The sequence below is a fragment of the Rhodobacter sp. CZR27 genome (assembly GCF_002407205.1).
Lineage (GTDB): Bacteria > Pseudomonadota > Alphaproteobacteria > Rhodobacterales > Rhodobacteraceae > Cereibacter_A.
In genome coordinates, this window is the sequence record NZ_CP023548.1 from 1,982,456 (window position 1) to 1,999,378 (window position 16,923).

Sequence of the window (16,923 nt, forward strand, 5' to 3'; positions counted from 1 at the left end):
GGCGGAGGGTGGAGCGGCCGGTGGCCCCGGCCCTTGCTAGCAAGGCACGGGCACGCGGGCAAGCCGCAGGGTCAGGGAGCGGAGCCGGGGGGCTGCGGCTCGGTGTCCGGCCCCGGGGCCGGAGGCGGAGCGGGATCGGCCGCGGGCGCCGGAGGAGCGGCCTCCGGGCCGGAGCCGGGCGGTTCGGCCTCGGCGGCCAGCCGGTCGAGGCGCGCGATGGCCTCTTCGGTGATGTCGGCGGCATCGCGCGACAGCACCACGGCGGCGCGGTCGATCAGCACCGAGGCGGAGCGTTCCTCCATGATCTGCGCGAGAATCGGCACGGCGCGTTCGACGATGCGCTGGCGCTCCTCGTCGCGCTGGCGGGTCAGCGCGCGCGATTTCGCCTCCTGTGCCTGCCGGATCCCCTCGACCTTGCGGTCGAATTCCGCGGCCAGATCGCGAAAGCTGTCGGCCTGCAGGGTGCTGCGCCGCGCGGTCAGCGCGCGCTCCTCGGCCTCCAGCGCGGCCTCGATCCGGCGGTTCTCGGCCACGAGGCTGCGCGAGGCGGACTGGAACCGACGTTCCACCCCCTGCCCCAGCGCCGTGTCCGAGATCAGCCGCCCCTGATCGATCACGACCACGCCGGACGGCTGGGTCGGCACCACGTTCTGCGCCCTCGCCGCGGCCGGCAGGACCAGCGCAAGCGCCAATGCCGCTGCCGCGACGGGCTGCATCAGAACTTCGTCGAGATCGTCAGGTCGAAGAACTGCTCCTCGTCGTAGTCCTGCTTCTGCACAGCCTTGGCGAAGTTGAAGCGCAGCGGCCCGATCGGGGTCGTCCAGAACACCGAGACACCGACCGCCGAGCGCAGGTGGAAGTCGTCATCGACCAGATCTTCCCCGTCCTGGCTGTTGGTGCCGCCATCGATCTGGTCGAGGCTCCAGACCGAGCCCGTATCGAGGAAGACGCCGCCGGTGAACCCGTATTCCTCGGGCAGGCCGAGCGGGAATTCGGCCTCGAACCGCGCCACGGCGAAGTAGTTGCCGCCAAGCGCGTCCTCGTTGCTCACCGACAGGTCGCGCGGGCCGATGCCGTTCGGCTCGAAGCCGCGGATCTTGTTGTTGGCGAAGAAGCGGTCGGTCACGCGGCTCGGGTCGTCGCTGATCATGCTGATCGCGCCGCCCTCGACGACGGCGCGCACCGTGATCTCCTCGTGCCAGACCTTGCGCTCGTGCATGGCGAGCGCCGTGGTCGAGATGTATTCCACATCGCCGCCGACGCCGGCGAAATCCTGGCTGAAGCGCAGCAGGTTGCGGCCCGTCGGGTTCATCTGCCCGCGGTTGGTGTCGAGCGAATAGCTGTAGCCGACCGACGAGGTGAGAAGCGCGCCGCGCGCCTCCTCGTCGATGAGGATGATCGACGAGATGTCGTCGTCATCGTCGTCGTCGTTCGGCCCGCCGTCCACGTTGGAGATCTTGTCCTCCGACAGCGTATAGCGCAGCTCCAGCCGGCCGTTCTCGCTGATCGGGAATTCGATCGAGGGCGAGATGCCGATGTTGCGCGTGTCATAGCGCGAATACTGGTTGTCGGTCTCGCGGTAGTAGGTGTTGAAGCGGAACCGCAGGTCGCGGCCCAGGAAGGCGGGCTCGACGAAGTTGATCTGGCTGCTGACGTTGTCGGTGCCGGCGCCGATGTCGACGCCAAGCGCCTGCCCGCGGCCAAGGAAGTTCTGCTCGGAGAAGCCGATGTTGAAGCCCACGCCCGAACTGACGCCGTAGCTCACGCCGAAGGTCAGCGAGCCGGTCGGCTGCTCTTCCACATCGACGTTGACCACGACCTGATCGGGGGCCGAGCCCGGCTCGGTGTTCACGTCGGCATTCGAGAAATAGCCGAGCGCGCGGATGCGCTCGGCCGACTGGCGCACCTCGCGCGGGTTGAAGGGGTCGCCTTCGACGGTGCGGAACTGCCGGCGCACGACCTCGTCGAGCGTGGTGGTGTTGCCCTCGATGTCGATGCGCTCGACGAAGATGCGCTCGCCGCGGACAAGGGCGAACTGCACGTCCAGCGTCTGGTTGCGCTCGTTGCGGGTGATGCGCGGCTCGACCCGGACGAAGTTCAGGCCCTTCTGCAGCGCAAGCGCCTCGAGCCGGGCGATGTTGTTCTCGACGATGGAGGGCGAATAGGCCACGCCGCGACGGATGCGAAGCGCGCTCTGGAAGTCGGCGGCGTCCACGCCCTCGATCTCGCTGGCGGCCGTGATCTGGCCGAAGCTGTAGCTCTGGCCCTCCTGCACGGTGAAGGTCAGGAAGAAGGCGTCACGCTCGCGCGTCACCTCGGCCGTGGCGTCGAGGACCTGGAAATCGACGAAGCCGCGCGAGAGGTAGAAGTCGCGCAGCAGCTGCTTGTCCAGCTCCACCCGCTCGGCGATGAAGGTGTCCGAGGCGATGACGCTGCGCAGAAGGCCCGCCTGCTTGGTTTCCAGCACCTGGCGCAGGCGGCGGTCGGAATAGGCGCGGTTGCCGACGAAGGACAGCCGCTCGATCTCGACCACCTTGCCCTCGGCGATATCGAACACCAGGTCGACCCGGTTGCCCGAACGGCGGATGATCTTCGGCGTGACGGTGGCGGCGATGCGGCCCTGCACCCGATAGGCCTCGGTGATGGCAGCGGCATCCGACTCGGCCAGCGAGGGGTTGTAGGCGCGGCGCGACTGGGACTGGATCAGCTCGGCGAGCTTGTCGTCCTTGATGCGGGCATTGCCCTCGAAGTTGATGACGTTGATCGTCGGGAATTCCTGCACCCGGATCACGAGGGTTCCGCCCTGCGGCACCACCTCGACGGTCTCGAAGAGACCGGAGTCGGCCAGCCGCTGATAGGCCTCGTTCAGTTCGCCCGCCGACATCGGCTGCCCACGGCTGATGCGGGCATAGCCCAGCACGGTGGCGGCATCGACCCGCGTGTTGCCCTCGATGCGGACATCGGAGAACGAGTAGTTCTGCGCCAGCGCCGGCGGAGCCATCGCCACCCCGGCAACCCCCAGGAAGACCGACACCGCGGCCGGCCTGATCACTCCACGGTCGCGCCCGATCTTCGCCCGGTTCCTCGCCATTCGCCTGCCCTCGGTCATTTTCTTTGTGTCCTGCCTACCGGACACATGCGGTTTTGTCAAAACCGCAAGCCCCTTGCAAGCATCCTGCCCTGCAGGTGATGCCGCATGACCTCAGTGCGGGTGCAGGACATGCACAAGCACTGCGGCCGCGGAAAGCGCCAGCGCGACCGAGCCGAGCGACAGCAGCAGGTCGCGGTTCAGATTGACCAGATAGACGAGACCGCGGGTGCCGTTTCTGACGCTGTTCATCGGGTATCCTCCGCCGAGCCGGTTTTCGGCCCCGCTTGGCAGAGGAATGTGGCGCCATTGCGGCACCCCGGCCATGTCAGCACAGGATGTCGTTCGAGACCGCGAAGACCATCAGCGCAAGCAGCAGCGCAAGGCCGCCGGTCATCAGGATGCGCAGCGCCCGGTCGCTGGGCGGCCTGCCCGCCACCGCCTCGTAGGCGTGGAACAGCAGATGGCCGCCGTCGAGGATCGGCACCGGAAACAGGTTCATCAGCCCCACCGCTGTCGAGAGCATGGCGATGAACCAGATGAAGTTGCCCGCTCCCTGGGACGCCGCCGCTCCGGAGATCTCGGCGATGCCGATGGGGCCCTGCAGGTTGCAGGACGAGATCGCCCCGGTGATCATGTGCCAGAGCCCCGAAAGGCTGGTGCCGATGATGGCGCCGGTCTGCTCGATCCCGAGGCCGATGGCCTCGATCGGTCCGGGCGTGCGGGTCTCGGGCTCGAACAGCAGGCCACCCGACAGGCCGATCAGCCAGCGCGTCTCGAAGCCGCCGTCGGCCCGCGGCAGGTCCATCCGGCGCGGCGACAGCGTGGCCTCGAACGTCTCGCCGTCGCGCCAGACCGACAGCTTGACCGGGGCGCCGTTCGAGGCGCCGACCGCCTCGCGCAGCTCGCCGAACGAGGCGATGGCCCTGCCGTCGACCGACAGCACCACGTCGCCCTCGCGCATCCCGGCCTCATGCGCGCCGGACGGCGCCTGCACGGAATCGGCCACCGGCGGGAACGGGAACGGGCCGGTCAGGTCGATCTGCCTGCCGTCGCGCTCGACGCGGTAGGCGGCCGAGGCCGCGGGTTCAAGCGCGCTCGCCACCGTCACGAAGCTCTCCAGCGTCGGCGTCTCCTGCCCGTTGACCGAGAGGATACGGTCGCCCGGCTCCAGCGTCTGCCCCTCGAAGGGCAGCTGCTTCACCTGCCCGACGAGCGGCAGATCCGTCGCCACGCCGCTGACCATGAAGAAGCCACAGAACACGAGGATCGACAGCGCGAAGTTGAACAGCGGCCCCGCGGCCACCGTGGCCGAGCGTGCCCAGAGCGGCGCGCCATGCATGGTGCGGGCGCGCTCCTGCTCGTTCAGCTGGTGGACCGTCACGGCAGCCCGGCTCGAGGCCGCGTCGGCATCGCCGAGGAACCGCACGTAGCCGCCGAAGGGCAGCACCGCGATCTGCCAGCGCGTGCCGCGCCTGTCGACGCGCGAGGCGATCACCGGCCCCATGCCGAGCGAGAACACCTCGGCATGGATGCCCGACCAGCGGCCGACGATGTAATGGCCGTATTCATGGACGGCGACCACGATGGAAAGCGCGACGATGAAGGCGAGAATCGTCCAGACTGCCCCGCCGAACTGGGGAACGAGACCGACAATGTCCAAGAGCTGCTACCTTTTCTGCTGGCGGAGACCCGCGGCATCATTCGCCGCTTTCCGAGCGAGATGGTCCATCGCCAGCACTTCCTCAAGGGCGCCGGGCACTTTTCCGAACGAGGCGTCGGTCGAAACCCGTGCCAGCGCCTCTTCCACAACGGCCGCCATGTCGAGGAACCCGATCTGGCCCGCGATGAAATGATCAAGCGCGATTTCCTTGGCCGCGTTGAAGGCCGCACCCGACAGCCCGCGCGCCGCCATGACCTCTCGTGCGAGGCGCAGGGCGGGAAAGCGTTCCTCGTCAGGCTTCTGGAAGGTGAGGCTTGCAATCTGCGCGAGGTCGAGACGCGCCACCGGCACCTCGCCACGGCCCGGCCAGTTCAGCGCGAAGCCGATCGCGTGGCGCATGTCGGCGGGGCCGAGGTGCGCCATGATCCCGCCGTCGCAGAAGCCCACCAGCGCATGGACGATGGATTGCGGATGCACGACCGCCTCGATCCGGTCGGGGTCGAAGCCGAAGAACTCGCGCGTCTCGATCAGCTCCAGCGCCTTGTTGAACATCGAAGCCGAGTCGATCGAGATCCGCTGGCCCATCGACCAGTTCGGATGCGCCATGGCCTGCGCCACGGTGCAGCCCCGGATCTGCTCGAGCGTCCAGTCGCGGAACGGCCCGCCCGAGGCGGTGATGATCACCCGCTCGACGCAGGTCGTGTCCTCGCCCGCGAGCGCCTGAAACACCGCCGAATGCTCGCTGTCGACCGGCAGGATCGTGGCGCCGTTCTCCTCGGCCGTCCGCATCAGCAGCTGGCCCGCGGTCACGAGGCTTTCCTTGTTGGCCAGCGCGAGCGTCCGGCCGTGCTTCAGCGCCCGCATCCCGGGCACGAGGCCCGCGGCGCCCACGATGGCGGACATGGTCCAGTCGGCCGGCCGGTCGGCAGCCTCGGCAATGGCCTGCGTCCCGCCTGCCACCTCTGTCCCCGAGCCCGCCAGCGCCTCGCGCAGGTCGGGCAGGCACTCCTCATGCGCCGTCACGGCCAGTTCGGCCTTCAGCGCGCGCGCCATCTCGGCCAGCCGCTTGACGTTCCTGCCCCCGGTGAGGGCGACGGTCCGGAACGTGTCCGGCCCACCCTTCTGCAGGACGAGATCAAAGGTGGATTCGCCGATGGAGCCGGTGGCCCCGAAGATCGACAGGCTGCGCATGATGCCGTTCAGTTCCCCATTTCCGGCAGCGGAAGCGGGCCGAGCAGTCCGAGAACCAGCACGGCAAGCACCGCCCCGGTCAGCGCGTCGAACCGGTCGAGCACGCCGCCGTGGCCGGGGATCAGCGAGGAGCTGTCCTTGACCCCGGAGCGCCGCTTGATCCAGCTCTCGACGATGTCCCCGAGTTGTCCTGCCAGCGCGATCACCGGCGACAGGATGATGAGGCCCCAGCCTGCACCCGCCATAATGGAGAATCCAAGACCCACAATTGCCGCACCCAGCCAGCCGGCGACGGTGCCGGACCAGGTCTTGTTCGGGCTGACCGCCGGCCAGAACTTCGGCCCGCCAAGGCTGCGGCCGGCGAAGTAGCCCAGCACGTCCGACGCCACGACGACGAGGATCAGCCAGACGATCGCCGCCGACCCGCCCTCCTCGCGCAGCGTGACCAGCGCCGCACCGGCCGCCATCAGCGCGGTGGCATAGGTGAAGAAGATCCGCCGGTCGCGCCGCGCCCCGATCAGCCCCACGGCAGGCGGCACCACCAAGCCGATCAGCGCCAGCGGCATGTCGCCCTGAAAGACGAGGCCCAGCACCCCCATCAGCACGCCCGAGGCCAGAAGGCCGAGCAGGATGTTGGCCAGGGGCCGCGCCGGCGCCGTCATCCGCGCCAGTTCCCACATCATCAGCCCGGTGAGCGCGATCACCATGAGCGCGAAGGGCACGCCGCCCAGCCAGACCTCGACCCCGCCGACCGCCAGCATGATCGCCGCCGAGATCATCCGGCGGCGCAGGTCGCCCCACCGCCCCTTCGGCTTCTCGGGCCGGCTCATGCGCGCAGCACCCCGCCGAAGCGACGCTCGCGCGAGGCGAAGCGCTCGATGATGGTCTCCAGTTCGCGCGCGGTGAAATCGGGCCAGAGCGTCGGCGTGAACTCGTATTCCGAATAGGCCGACTGCCACGACAGGAAGTTCGAGGTCCGCGTCTCGCCGCTCGTGCGGATCACCAGATCCGGGTCGGGCATGCCTGCGGTGTCGAGCCGGGCGGTCAGCGCGGCCTCGTCGGCATCCTCGGGCTTCAGCCGGCCCTCGGCCACGTCCCGGCACATCCGGTTCGCGGCGCGCACCAGCTCGTCGCGGCCGCCATAGTTGATCGCGACCGTCAGGTTGAGGCGCTGGTTGAACTGCGTCCGCGCCTCGATCCCCGCCATCAGCCGCTGAAGCTTGGCGTCCAGCCGCGACCGGTCGCCGATGAAGCGCATCCGCACGCCTTCCTTGGCCAGCCGGTCGGCCTCGCGCTCGATATAGCGCGCGAAGATCGACATCAGGCCCAGCACTTCCTCGGTCGAGCGCTTCCAGTTCTCGGTCGAGAAGGCATAGACCGTCAGCCAGCGGATGCCGAGGTCCGGCGAGGCCTGCACGATCTCTCGCACCCGTTCGGCACCGCGGCGGTGCCCGACCAGTCGCGGCCAGCCCCGGTTCATGGCCCAGCGTCCGTTGCCGTCCATGATGATGGCGACATGATCGGCACGTCGCTGGGAAGGATCCGCCTCTCGCGGCTCGGTCAGGGCCAAGGCTTTTCCCTTCTGGCTAGGGTGGTCGGACTGGCTGAAACGGGTGGGACGGAACATCAGGACAGGATCACACCTGCATGATTTCCTTCTGCTTTTCTTCCAGAGCCCGGTCGACGGCCGCAATGGCCTTGTCGGTGAGTTCCTGAACCTCGTCCGACCACATCTTCTGGTCGTCCTCGGCCATGCCGGCGGCCTTGGCCTTCTTGATCTGGTCCATCCCGTCGCGGCGGATGTTGCGGATCGCGACACGCGCGGCCTCGGCGTAATGGGCGGCGACCTTGGTCAGCTCCCTGCGGCGTTCCTCGTTCAGTTCGGGGATCGGCAGGCGGATGATCGGCCCGTCCACGACCGGGTTGATGCCGATGCCGCTGTCGCGGATCGCACGCTCCACCTTCGAGATCATGCCCTTGTCCCAGACGTTGATCACCACCATGCGCGGCTCGGGCACGTTGATCGTGCCCAGCTGGTTCAGCGGCGTCTGCTGGCCATAGGCGTCCACATGGATCGGCTCGAGGATGGAGGCCGAGGCGCGTCCCGTGCGCAGCGAACCGAATTCGGTGCGCAGCGCATGCATCGCGCCATCCATGCGACGCTCGAGCGCGTCGAGGTCGATCTCGAGATCTTGTTGCGACATGGTTCTGTTCCTTCACGTTCCGCGCGGGCGGTTCTGCCGCTCTATAGCAGCAGAGCCGCGCCATGGGTATAGGCTCGGGGGATGGGTTCAGCCGTGCACGCGGGTATATGTGCCTTCGCCGCGCAGGATGCCGCAGAAGCCGCCCGGCTCGTCAAGCGAGAAGACGATGATGGGCAGGTCGTTGTCCCGCGCGAGCGCGATGGCCGAGGCATCCATGACCCCCAGATGCTTCTGCAGGACCTCGTCGTAGGTCACGGTTTCATAACGCTTCGCGTCGTCAAACCTGCGTGGATCCTTGTCATAGACGCCATCGACCTTGGTGCCCTTGAAGATCGCCTGGCAGGCCATCTCGTTGGCGCGCAGCGTGGCCGCGGTATCGGTGGTGAAATAGGGGTTGCCGGTGCCTGCGGCGAATATACACACCCGCTTCTTCTCGAGGTGGCGCACCGCGCGGCGGCGGATGTAGGGCTCGCAGACCTGATCCATCGGGATCGCGCTGATCACGCGGGTGAAGATGCCGAGCGATTCCAGCGCCGCCTGCATGGCGAGCGCGTTCATCACCGTCGCCAGCATCCCCATGTAGTCGGCGGTCGTGCGCTCCATCCCCTGGGCCGAGCCCTGCAGGCCGCGGAAGATGTTGCCGCCGCCGATCACCATGCAGATCTCGACGCCGAGGCGGTGCACCGCCTGCACCTCCTGCGCGATGCGCTGCACCGTCGGCGGGTGCAGGCCGTAGCCCTGATCCCCCATCAGTGCCTCGCCGGAAATCTTGAGCATCACGCGTTTGTAGGTCACGGCAGTGCTCGCCGGCGCGGCATGGCTGGTCATGGGATCTTCCCGTCCGTCTTGTTGATTGGATTTGACTGCGGCGCAAAATGTCGGAAAACGCCGCAGGGTTCAACCGGGATCGGGGTGACCGGCGGACACCGGGCGGCGCAGGCGGCGGGCGACCCTCGCGGACCGCATGAAGAAGAAGTGGCAAATCCTTGCAAGATATCGCGGACATTCCTGCCGACCGCCCCGTCCTGATCGCGGGTCCGACCGCCTCGGGGAAATCCGCTCTCGCCGCCGCCATCGTGGCGCGGCAGGGCGGCGTCATCGTCAATGCGGATGCGCTTCAGGTCTATTCCTGCTGGCGCGTCCTGACGGCGCGTCCGACCGAGGCCGAGGAGGCGGAGCTTCCCCATCGTCTCTATGGCCATGTCGGGCGGCAGGAGGTCCATTCCGTCGGCCACTGGCTCGCCGATGTGAGGGCGGTGCTGGCCGAGGGGCTGCGCCCGGTGATCGTGGGCGGGACAGGGCTGTATTTTTCGGCCCTGACCGAAGGCCTGGCAACGATTCCCCATACGCCGCCGGAAGTCCGCGCGCTTGCCGATGCCCGGCTGACCGAGGCCGGTCTTGCCGCCATGGTGCAGGACCTCGACCCCGCGACCTCGGCGAGGATCGACCTGCGGAACCCGGCCCGGGTGCAGCGCGCCTGGGAGGTCCTGCGCGCCACCGGTCGCGGACTGGCCGACTGGCAGGCCGAAACGGGGGCGCCGCTCCTGCCGCTCGACCGGGTGGTGCCGCTGGTGATCCGGCCCGACCGGGACTGGCTGGCCGAGCGCATCGACCGCCGCTTCGACGCCATGATGGCGGCCGGCGCGCTGGAGGAAGCCCACCAGGCGCTCGCGGACTGGGACCCGGCGCTGCCGTCCTCGCGCGCCATCGGGGCGCCCGAGCTGATCGCCCATCTGCGCGGCGAGTCGGATCTCGACACCGCCATCGCGGCGGCGAAGCTTGCCAGCCGCCAGTATGCCAAGCGACAGCGCACCTGGTTCCGCAACCGGATGCGGGACTGGCGCGAGGTTCCGCTGCCCTGACGTCCCGCCGCGCTTTTTTGGCTTGGGACTCGGCCACGGCGCTGGTTATCTGTCCGGGCAACAGTCGGGATGGCGCCATGTCCGAGAGTTCCTCGCCCGCGACCGTGCGGCTCGTGGCCATTCCCAGGCTGGCGGCTGGCGGGCGCTGGCGCGTCGAGGCGATGCGCTCCGTTTCGGAGCCGCTGCTGCTGTGGTTCACGCGCGGCCAGGGTCGGATCACCGTGGCCGGGATCACGCGCGGCTACACCGCCCACAACGCGATCTTCATTCCATCCGGTGTCATGCACGGCTTCGAGGTCGGCCCGCAAACCTTTGGAACGGCCGTGTTTTTCGCGAAGGGCTGCGACCTTCCCCTGCCGGCGCAGCCGCAGCATCTGCGCATCCGCGAGGCGCTGGTGCAGCAGGAACTGAACGTGATGCTGGACACGATCGCGCGCGAACTGGAAGGCCGGGCACCGGCGAGCGACCGGGCGGTCTGGCACCATCTCGGGCTGCTCAGCGTCTGGCTGGAGCGGCAGGCTGCGCGCCTTGGACCGGTCGAACCGGTGGATGCGACACGCCGGCTGGTCGCGCGCTTCACCGCGCTGCTGGAGCGCGACTTCCGCAGCGGCATGGGGGTTGCGCATTTCGCCGGAATGCTCGGCGTGACGCCCACCCACCTCAGCCGGTGCTGCCGGCAGACCTGCGGGCGGCCGGCCTCGGCGCTGCTGCACGACCGGGTGATCTTCGAGGCAAGGCGGCTGCTGTCCGAGACCGACCTGCCGGTGAACCGGATCGCCGAAAGCCTGGGCTTCACCTCGCCCGCCTATTTCACCCGCGCCTTCGGTCATCTGACCGGGCAGTCGCCCTCGGCCTTCCGGCGCGCCTCGTGATCGGGCGGAACGCCGCCCGACGGCATGACGTTGGACCGGAACCGGGACCCCGCGCGGCGCAGGGACGTCGGCGCCGGCACTGCGGCGGACCACAAGGGAGACCGACATGACGAGCGAGACAGTTCACCCGACGACGAAGCTGGATGCCGCCGAGGTCCGCCGCGGAAGGATGGACCGGCGCGAGTTCCTGAGCCGCGCGACCGCGCTCGGGCTGACGGCCACGGCGGCCTACGGGCTGATCGGTCTACCCGCGCCAGCCCGCGCGCAGGACGCGCCAAGACCCGGCGGCACCCTGCGGATGGAGATGGAGACCCGGGCGCTGAAGGATCCGCGCACCGCAGACTGGTCGCAGATCGCCAATTTCACCCGCGGCTGGCTGGAGTATCTGGTGGAATACCAGCCGGACGGCACCTTCCGCGGCATGCTGCTGGAAAGCTGGCAGGCGAACGACGATGCCACGGAATACCTGCTGAAGCTGCGGCCCGGCGTGACCTGGAGCAATGGCGATCCCTTCACCTCCGAGGACGTCCGCCACAACTTCGAGCGCTGGTGCGACGGCTCTGTCGAGGGCAATGCCATGGCCGCGCAACTGACCGCGCTTCAGGTCGAAGGCAGGCTCGACCCCGCGGCGATCGAGATCCTCGACGCGCTGACGCTGCGGCTGCGACTGTCGCAGCCAGACATCGCGCTGATTGCGAACCTCGCCGACTATCCCGCAGCGGTGGTTCACAAATCCTATGACAATGGCGATCCGGCGGCCAACCCGATCGGCACCGGCCCCTACATGCCCGAGACGGTCGAGGTCGGCATCCGCATGGTGCTGGTGCGCGACCAGAGCCGCGAGTGGTGGGGCTCCGGCATCCATGGCGGGCCGTGGCTCGACCGGATCGAATACATCGACTTCGGCACCGATCCCTCGGCCGCGGCCGCGGCGGCGGGATCGGGCGAGATCGATGCCACCTACCAGACGGTGGGCGAGTTCATCGAGGTGCTCGACGCGCTCGGCTGGACGAAATCCGAGGCGCGCACCGCGACCACGCTGGCGATCCGCTTCAACCAGCAGTCCGAGGAGTATCGTGACGTCCGGGTGCGCCGGGCGCTTCAGCTTGCGGTGGACAATGCGGTGGTGCTGGAACTGGGCTATGCCGGCCACGGCCGCGTGGCCGAGAACCACCACGTCTGCCCGATCCACCCGGAGTATGCCGAACTGCCCCCGCTCGAGGTGAACCGCGAGAAGGCGCGGCAGATGCTGGCCGAGGCGGGCATGGCCGATCACGAATTCGAACTCGTGTCGCTCGACGATGCGTGGCAGGCGGCCTCGTGCGATGCGGTAGCGGCGCAGCTGCGCGACGCGGGCGTGAAGATCCGCCGGACCGTGCTGCCGGGCGCCACCTACTGGAACGACTGGCTGAAGTTCCCGTTCTCGGCCACCGAATGGAACATGCGCCCACTGGGCGTTCAGGTTCTGGCCCTCGCCTACAGGTCGGGCGTGCCGTGGAACGAGACGGCCTTCGCCAATCCCGAGTTCGACGCGAAGCTGGACGAGGCCATGGCCATCGTCGATCCCGACAGGCGGCGCGTGCTGATGGCCGATCTCCAGCGCATCCTGCAGCAGGAGGGGGTGCTGATCCAGCCCTACTGGCGCTCGATCTTCCGCCATGCCGATCCGAAGGTGAAGGGCTGCGAGGCGCATCCGACCTTCGAGCATCACCACTACAAGTGGTGGATCGACGCCTGAGCCGTGGAGGTGGCCGGTTTCCTCCTGCGCCGGCTGGGCGTGATGCTGGCAACGGCGCTGTGCCTGAGCTTTCTGGTGTTCTGGCTGACGCATCTGGCGCCGAACCTCGAGAAGCTGGCAAAGTCACAGGTATCGGCCCGCATGTCGGATGCCGAGACCGCAAGCTGGCTGGCGCGGAACGGTTATGACCGGCCGCTGGTGATCGGCTATGGCGAATGGCTGGGGGTGCTGCCGCGCCCGGGATGCGCCGAGGGCGCGCGGGTCTGCGGGGTGCTGCAGGGCAACTGGGGCCAGTCCACCGTGTTCCGCCAGCCGGTGGCAGCAGTGCTGGGGCGCAGCCTTTCGGCGACAGGCTGGCTGATGGTCTGGGTGCTGGTGGTGATGGTGCCTTTGGCGCTGGTGCTTGGCGTGCTGGCCGGCATGCGCGAAGGCTCGCGGATGGACAGGGCGATCTCGGCCGCCACCATCGTCTCGGCGGCCACGCCGGAATATGTCTCGGGCGTCGTGCTGACGGGGCTTCTCGCCTCGGCCACGGCGGGGGTCTCGCCGCTTCTGGCCGATGCCGGGCTGATCGAGGGCCGGACCCTGTTCCAGGGCACCGCCTCGGGCGCGATGACCGGGATCACGCTCTGGAACTTCGGCCTGCCGGTCGCCACCATCGCGCTTTACGGCGCGGGCTACATCGCGCGCATGACCCGCGCCTCGATGGCCGAGGTGATGGCCCAGCCCTACATCCGCACCGCCCGGCTGAAGGGCGCGGGACCCATCCGGATCGTCCTGCGTCACGCGCTGCGCAATGCGCTGGTCGCGCCCTTCACGATCATCATGCTGCAGGTGCCGTGGCTGCTGAACGGCGTCGTGATCGTCGAGACGCTTTTTGCCTACAAGGGGTTCGGCTGGACGCTGGTGCAGGCGGCGGGCAACAACGACATCGACCTGCTGCTCGGCTGCTCGGTGGTGGCGGTCACCGCGGTCCTTGCGACGCAGGTCCTGTCGGACGTGGGCCACCACCTGCTCAATCCGAGACTGCGGGGCGGCTGATGGAGGCGCTCGGCTGGGGAGGGATCCTGCTCGAGGCCGGCCTGCGGTTCTGGCCGGTCTGGCTGACGCTGGCCCTGACGCTGGGGCCGGGCATCGTGTTGCGCGGGCGTCTGGGCCTTCCCGGCCGGCTCTGCGGCAGCTGGATCGGCTGTCTTGGCCTCGGGCTGGTGCTGTTCTGGCTGGTCACGGCCATCCTAGCCGACCTGATCGTCACGCACGATCCCCTCGCCCAGCTTTCCGGCCTGAAGAACGCGCCGCCCGGCAGCCCGACCGGAGCGCAAGGCTATCCCTACTACCTGCTCGGCGGGGACAGCCTCGCCCGGGATGTCTTCAGCCGGATGGTGATGGGGGCGCGGCGCGTGCTGACCATCGCGCCCGCGGCCACGCTCGTCGCGCTGGCGGTGGGCGTCGTGCTGGGCCTGCCGGCGGGCTATCTGGGCGGCCGGCTCGATGCGCTGCTGTCGTTCATCGCCAACCTCGTCCTGGCCTTTCCCGTCATCCTGCTCTTCTACCTGCTGGTCACGCCCGAGGTGCGCGGCACCGCCCTTCCGAGGATGCTGGCGGCCGCCCTGTTCCTGATCCCTGTGCTGCTGGCGGCGCTGCTCTGGCACAGCCGCTTTCGCATGCAGCCGGGCATGCGCGCTGCGGGCCTCGCGCTGATCCTTGCGCTCGGCCTCTGGATCTGGGCGGGGCTGGCGCTTGGTGCCGACCCTCTGGGCCTCTGGCGCATGGATCCCGGCCTTCTCAACGTCTTCGTCGCGGTGGTGTTCGTGAACGCCCCCACCGTGTTCCGCATCGTCCGCAGCCTCGCGCGCGAGTTGCGCAGCCGCGACTACGTGGCCGCCGCGCGCACCCGCGGCGAAGGGCCGTGGTTCATCATGCTCTGGGAGATCCTGCCCAACGCGCGCGGCCCGCTGATCGTCGATGCCTGCCTGCGCGTGGGCTACACCACGATCCTGCTGGGCACGCTCGGCTTCTTCGGCCTCGGCGTCTCGCCCGAAAGCCCGGACTGGGGCTCGACCATCAACGACGGGCGGCGGTTCCTCGCGATCTATCCCCATGCCGCGGTCGTCCCGGCGCTGGCGCTGATGAGCCTTGTCCTCGGCCTCAACCTGCTCGCCGATGCCCTGCGCGAGGAGGCCCTGCGTGACTGAAGCGCCGCCTCCCGTCCTCGAGATCGAGGAGCTGACCGTGACCTTCACCGGCCGGCGCGGCAGCTTCCCGGCGGTCGAGGCCTTCTCGTGCCGGATCATGCCCGGCGAGACGCTCGGGCTGGTGGGCGAATCGGGCAGCGGCAAGTCCACCGTGGCACTTGCGGTGATGCGCGACCTTGGCCCCGCGGGTCGCATCATGGGCGGCGCGATCCGCGTCATGGAGCGCGACATCACCACCCTGCCCGAGCGCGACCTGCGCCGCATCCGGGGATCGCAGGTCGCCATGGTCGGGCAGGAGCCGATGGCCGCGCTGAACCCCGCGATGCGGATCGGCGCGCAACTGGCCGAGGTGCCTCGGATCCATCGCCGCGCCTCGGCGGCCCGGGCGATGGATCAGGCCCGACGCGCGGTCGAGGAGGTCGGCCTGCCCGATCCCGCCCGCATCCTGCGCAGCTATCCGCACCAGCTGTCCGGCGGCCAGCTTCAGCGCGTCGCCATCGCGATGGCCCTGATGGCGCGGCCGGCGCTCCTGATCCTCGACGAGCCGACCACCGCGCTCGATGTCACGGTCGAGGCGGGCATCGTCGAACTGCTGCAGGCCATAGCCCGGCGGCGCGGCACCTCGATGCTGTTCGTCAGCCACAATCTCCGACTGGTGGCCGGGATCTGCGACCGGGTGGCCGTGCTCTATGCTGGGCAGGTGGTCGAGACCGGGACCGTCGGCCGGATCTTCGGCGCGCCGCGGCATCCCTATACCCGGGCGCTGCTGCGAGCGGTCCCCCGGCTCGATACCGCCGACCGGCAGGCACCCCTCTCCCTGCCCGGCGAGCAGCCGCTGCCGCACGAGCGTCCGGCGGGCTGCGCCTTCGCCCCGCGCTGCCCCCATGCGGTGCCGGGCCGCTGCGACCAGCTTCCGGTCCCGCTGACCGTCCTTGGCGGGCCGCAGGATGCCGCGCGCTGCCTGCGTCTGGACGAGATCCCCGGCGCCCCCGACGATGCAAGGCCCACCCTGCCCGCGGCGCCCGGTCCGGGCCAGCCCCTCCTGACGGTCGAGGGGCTGACGAAACATTTCCGCCTTGGCCGGCGCCGGCTGCGCGCGGTGACGAACGTCAGCTTCGAGGCGCTGGAGGGCGAAACGCTCGCCATCGTCGGCGAATCCGGCTGCGGGAAAAGCACGCTCGCGCGGCTTCTGATGGGGCTTGAGCAGGCGAGCGCGGGCCGGATCCTCCTGCAGGGCCGCGAGGTGCAGGACCTGCCCGCGGGGCGTCGGCCGGCGGATCTGGTGGCCGCGATGCAGATGGTGTTCCAGAACCCGTCCGACACGCTCAATCCCTCGATGACGGTCGGGCGGCAGATCCTGCGGGCGCTGACGCTGTTCCGTGTCGCACCGACGAGGGCCGGGCGGCAGGCGCGGCTTCTGGACCTTCTCGAGCGTGTGCGGCTGCCGCCGGCACTGGCCGCCTTCCGACCCGGACGGCTTTCGGGCGGGCAGCGACAGCGTGTGGCGATTGCCCGGGCGCTGGCCGGCGATGCGCGGCTTCTGGTGGCGGACGAGCCGGTCTCGGCGCTGGATGCCAGCGTTCAGGCGGCAGTGGTGGGCCTGCTGCTCGACATCCAGCGCGATCGGCACGGCACGCTGCTCTTCATCAGCCACGACCTCGCGCTGGTGCGCCAGATCGCGGACCGGGTGATGGTGATGTATCTCGGGCAGGTGATGGAGATCGGCCCGGCGGCCCGGGTGTTCGGCGGCATGGTGCACCCCTACACCGAGGCGCTGGTCTCAGCCGTGCCGGTGCCCGATCCGGTTGCCCGGCGCGACCGGATCGTTCTGGCGGGCGATCCGCCCTCGGCGCTCGAACCGCCGCCGGGCTGCCCGTTCCAGAGCCGCTGCCATCGCCGGACGGAGGTGCCGGGCGAGCTTTGCGCAACGCTGCCGCCGCCCCTGGCCGAGGTCGCGCGGGGCCATCGCATCCGCTGCCACCTTCCGCCGGACCGCCTTGCCCGGCGCAATGCGGCAGCGCCCGAGGCCACCCATGGAGCCGTAGAGCCGTAGAGCCGCCGGGTGGCCACTGCCTCGCCCCCGCCATCCCTCCGCGCTGCGAGCCGAGGC

The 16,923-nt window shown here is 69.3% G+C and carries 15 protein-coding genes; 6 read left to right on the forward strand and 9 right to left on the reverse strand.

Translation table 11 applies throughout. From position 1 onward, the window contains the following. Positions 1-71: 71 nt before the first annotated feature. The 9 genes from CK951_RS09645 to pyrH form a co-directional block, all read right to left on the reverse strand. Positions 72-716, reverse strand: a complete 645-nt coding sequence (locus CK951_RS09645; RefSeq protein WP_096785942.1) for an OmpH family outer membrane protein — start codon at positions 714-716, stop codon at positions 72-74. Beyond that, entirely contained in the window at positions 716-3,109 is a 2,394-nt protein-coding gene (bamA, locus tag CK951_RS09650; RefSeq protein ID WP_096785943.1) for an outer membrane protein assembly factor BamA, read from the reverse strand. The genes CK951_RS09645 and bamA overlap by 1 nt, the downstream gene beginning before the upstream one ends. Positions 3,110-3,202: 93 nt before the next feature. Then, complete coding sequence (locus CK951_RS09655; protein ID WP_096785944.1) at positions 3,203-3,340, reverse strand: hypothetical protein; 138 nt, start codon at positions 3,338-3,340, stop codon at positions 3,203-3,205. 76 nt (positions 3,341-3,416) lie between these two features. Then, entirely contained in the window at positions 3,417-4,751 is a 1,335-nt protein-coding gene (gene rseP, locus CK951_RS09660) for an RIP metalloprotease RseP (RefSeq protein WP_096785945.1), read from the reverse strand. A 6-nt stretch (positions 4,752-4,757) separates the two neighbouring features. Next, positions 4,758-5,942: a 1-deoxy-D-xylulose-5-phosphate reductoisomerase gene (gene dxr, locus CK951_RS09665; RefSeq protein WP_096785946.1), complete on the reverse strand. Its 1,185-nt coding sequence runs from the start codon at positions 5,940-5,942 to the stop codon at positions 4,758-4,760. 8 nt (positions 5,943-5,950) lie between these two features. Next, positions 5,951-6,772: a phosphatidate cytidylyltransferase gene (locus CK951_RS09670; protein WP_096785947.1), complete on the reverse strand. Its 822-nt coding sequence runs from the start codon at positions 6,770-6,772 to the stop codon at positions 5,951-5,953. After that, positions 6,769-7,512 (reverse strand): polyprenyl diphosphate synthase, encoded by a 744-nt coding sequence (gene uppS, locus CK951_RS09675; RefSeq protein WP_096785948.1) that lies wholly within the window; start codon positions 7,510-7,512, stop codon positions 6,769-6,771. Before uppS ends, CK951_RS09670 begins: the two co-directional genes overlap by 4 nt. A gap of 67 nt (positions 7,513-7,579) precedes the next feature. Then, a complete protein-coding gene (gene frr / locus CK951_RS09680; RefSeq protein ID WP_096785949.1) occupies positions 7,580-8,146 on the reverse strand; it encodes a ribosome recycling factor in 567 nt (188 codons plus the stop codon). Between the two features lie 87 nt (positions 8,147-8,233). Further along, positions 8,234-8,974 carry a UMP kinase gene (gene pyrH / locus CK951_RS09685; RefSeq protein ID WP_096785950.1) on the reverse strand — a complete coding sequence of 247 codons (741 nt, stop codon included), beginning with the start codon at positions 8,972-8,974 and terminating at the stop codon, positions 8,234-8,236. Positions 8,975-9,132: 158 nt separating this feature from the next. Here pyrH and miaA point away from each other — a divergent pair, with 158 nt between their 5' ends. From miaA to CK951_RS09715, 6 genes are all read left to right on the forward strand, one after another. Next, positions 9,133-10,008 (forward strand): tRNA (adenosine(37)-N6)-dimethylallyltransferase MiaA, encoded by an 876-nt coding sequence (gene miaA / locus CK951_RS09690; RefSeq protein WP_096785951.1) that lies wholly within the window; start codon positions 9,133-9,135, stop codon positions 10,006-10,008. Between the two features lie 77 nt (positions 10,009-10,085). After that, positions 10,086-10,880: an AraC family transcriptional regulator gene (locus CK951_RS09695; RefSeq protein WP_096785952.1), complete on the forward strand. Its 795-nt coding sequence runs from the start codon at positions 10,086-10,088 to the stop codon at positions 10,878-10,880. A gap of 106 nt (positions 10,881-10,986) precedes the next feature. Next, positions 10,987-12,618, forward strand: a complete 1,632-nt coding sequence (locus CK951_RS09700; RefSeq protein WP_096785953.1) for an ABC transporter substrate-binding protein — start codon at positions 10,987-10,989, stop codon at positions 12,616-12,618. Positions 12,619-12,621: 3 nt separating this feature from the next. Then, on the forward strand, positions 12,622-13,659 hold the full coding sequence (locus CK951_RS09705) for an ABC transporter permease (protein WP_198402335.1): 1,038 nt from the start codon (positions 12,622-12,624) through the stop codon (positions 13,657-13,659). After that, on the forward strand, positions 13,659-14,813 hold the full coding sequence (locus CK951_RS09710) for an ABC transporter permease (RefSeq protein WP_096785954.1): 1,155 nt from the start codon (positions 13,659-13,661) through the stop codon (positions 14,811-14,813). The genes CK951_RS09705 and CK951_RS09710 overlap by 1 nt, the downstream gene beginning before the upstream one ends. Continuing rightward, positions 14,782-16,866, forward strand: a complete 2,085-nt coding sequence (locus CK951_RS09715; protein ID WP_394341543.1) for a dipeptide ABC transporter ATP-binding protein — start codon at positions 14,782-14,784, stop codon at positions 16,864-16,866. The genes CK951_RS09710 and CK951_RS09715 overlap by 32 nt, the downstream gene beginning before the upstream one ends. Positions 16,867-16,923: the final 57 nt, after the last annotated feature.

Excerpts from the sequence above, each read along its gene's own strand:
- CK951_RS09645 (WP_096785942.1), bottom strand. The coding sequence starts at position 716 with ATGCAGCCCGTCGCGGCAGCGGCATTGGCGCTTGCGCTGGTCCTGCCG.
- bamA (WP_096785943.1), bottom strand. The coding sequence starts at position 3,109 with ATGACCGAGGGCAGGCGAATGGCGAGGAACCGGGCGAAGATCGGGCGC.
- CK951_RS09655 (WP_096785944.1), bottom strand. The coding sequence starts at position 3,340 with ATGAACAGCGTCAGAAACGGCACCCGCGGTCTCGTCTATCTGGTCAAT.
- dxr (WP_096785946.1), bottom strand. The coding sequence starts at position 5,942 with ATGCGCAGCCTGTCGATCTTCGGGGCCACCGGCTCCATCGGCGAATCC.
- CK951_RS09670 (WP_096785947.1), bottom strand. The coding sequence starts at position 6,772 with ATGAGCCGGCCCGAGAAGCCGAAGGGGCGGTGGGGCGACCTGCGCCGC.
- frr (WP_096785949.1), bottom strand. The coding sequence starts at position 8,146 with ATGTCGCAACAAGATCTCGAGATCGACCTCGACGCGCTCGAGCGTCGC.
- pyrH (WP_096785950.1), bottom strand. The coding sequence starts at position 8,974 with ATGACCAGCCATGCCGCGCCGGCGAGCACTGCCGTGACCTACAAACGC.
- CK951_RS09695 (WP_096785952.1), top strand. The coding sequence starts at position 10,086 with ATGTCCGAGAGTTCCTCGCCCGCGACCGTGCGGCTCGTGGCCATTCCC.
- CK951_RS09700 (WP_096785953.1), top strand. The coding sequence starts at position 10,987 with ATGACGAGCGAGACAGTTCACCCGACGACGAAGCTGGATGCCGCCGAG.
- CK951_RS09710 (WP_096785954.1), top strand. The coding sequence starts at position 13,659 with ATGGAGGCGCTCGGCTGGGGAGGGATCCTGCTCGAGGCCGGCCTGCGG.
- CK951_RS09715 (WP_394341543.1), top strand. The coding sequence starts at position 14,782 with ATGCCCTGCGCGAGGAGGCCCTGCGTGACTGAAGCGCCGCCTCCCGTC.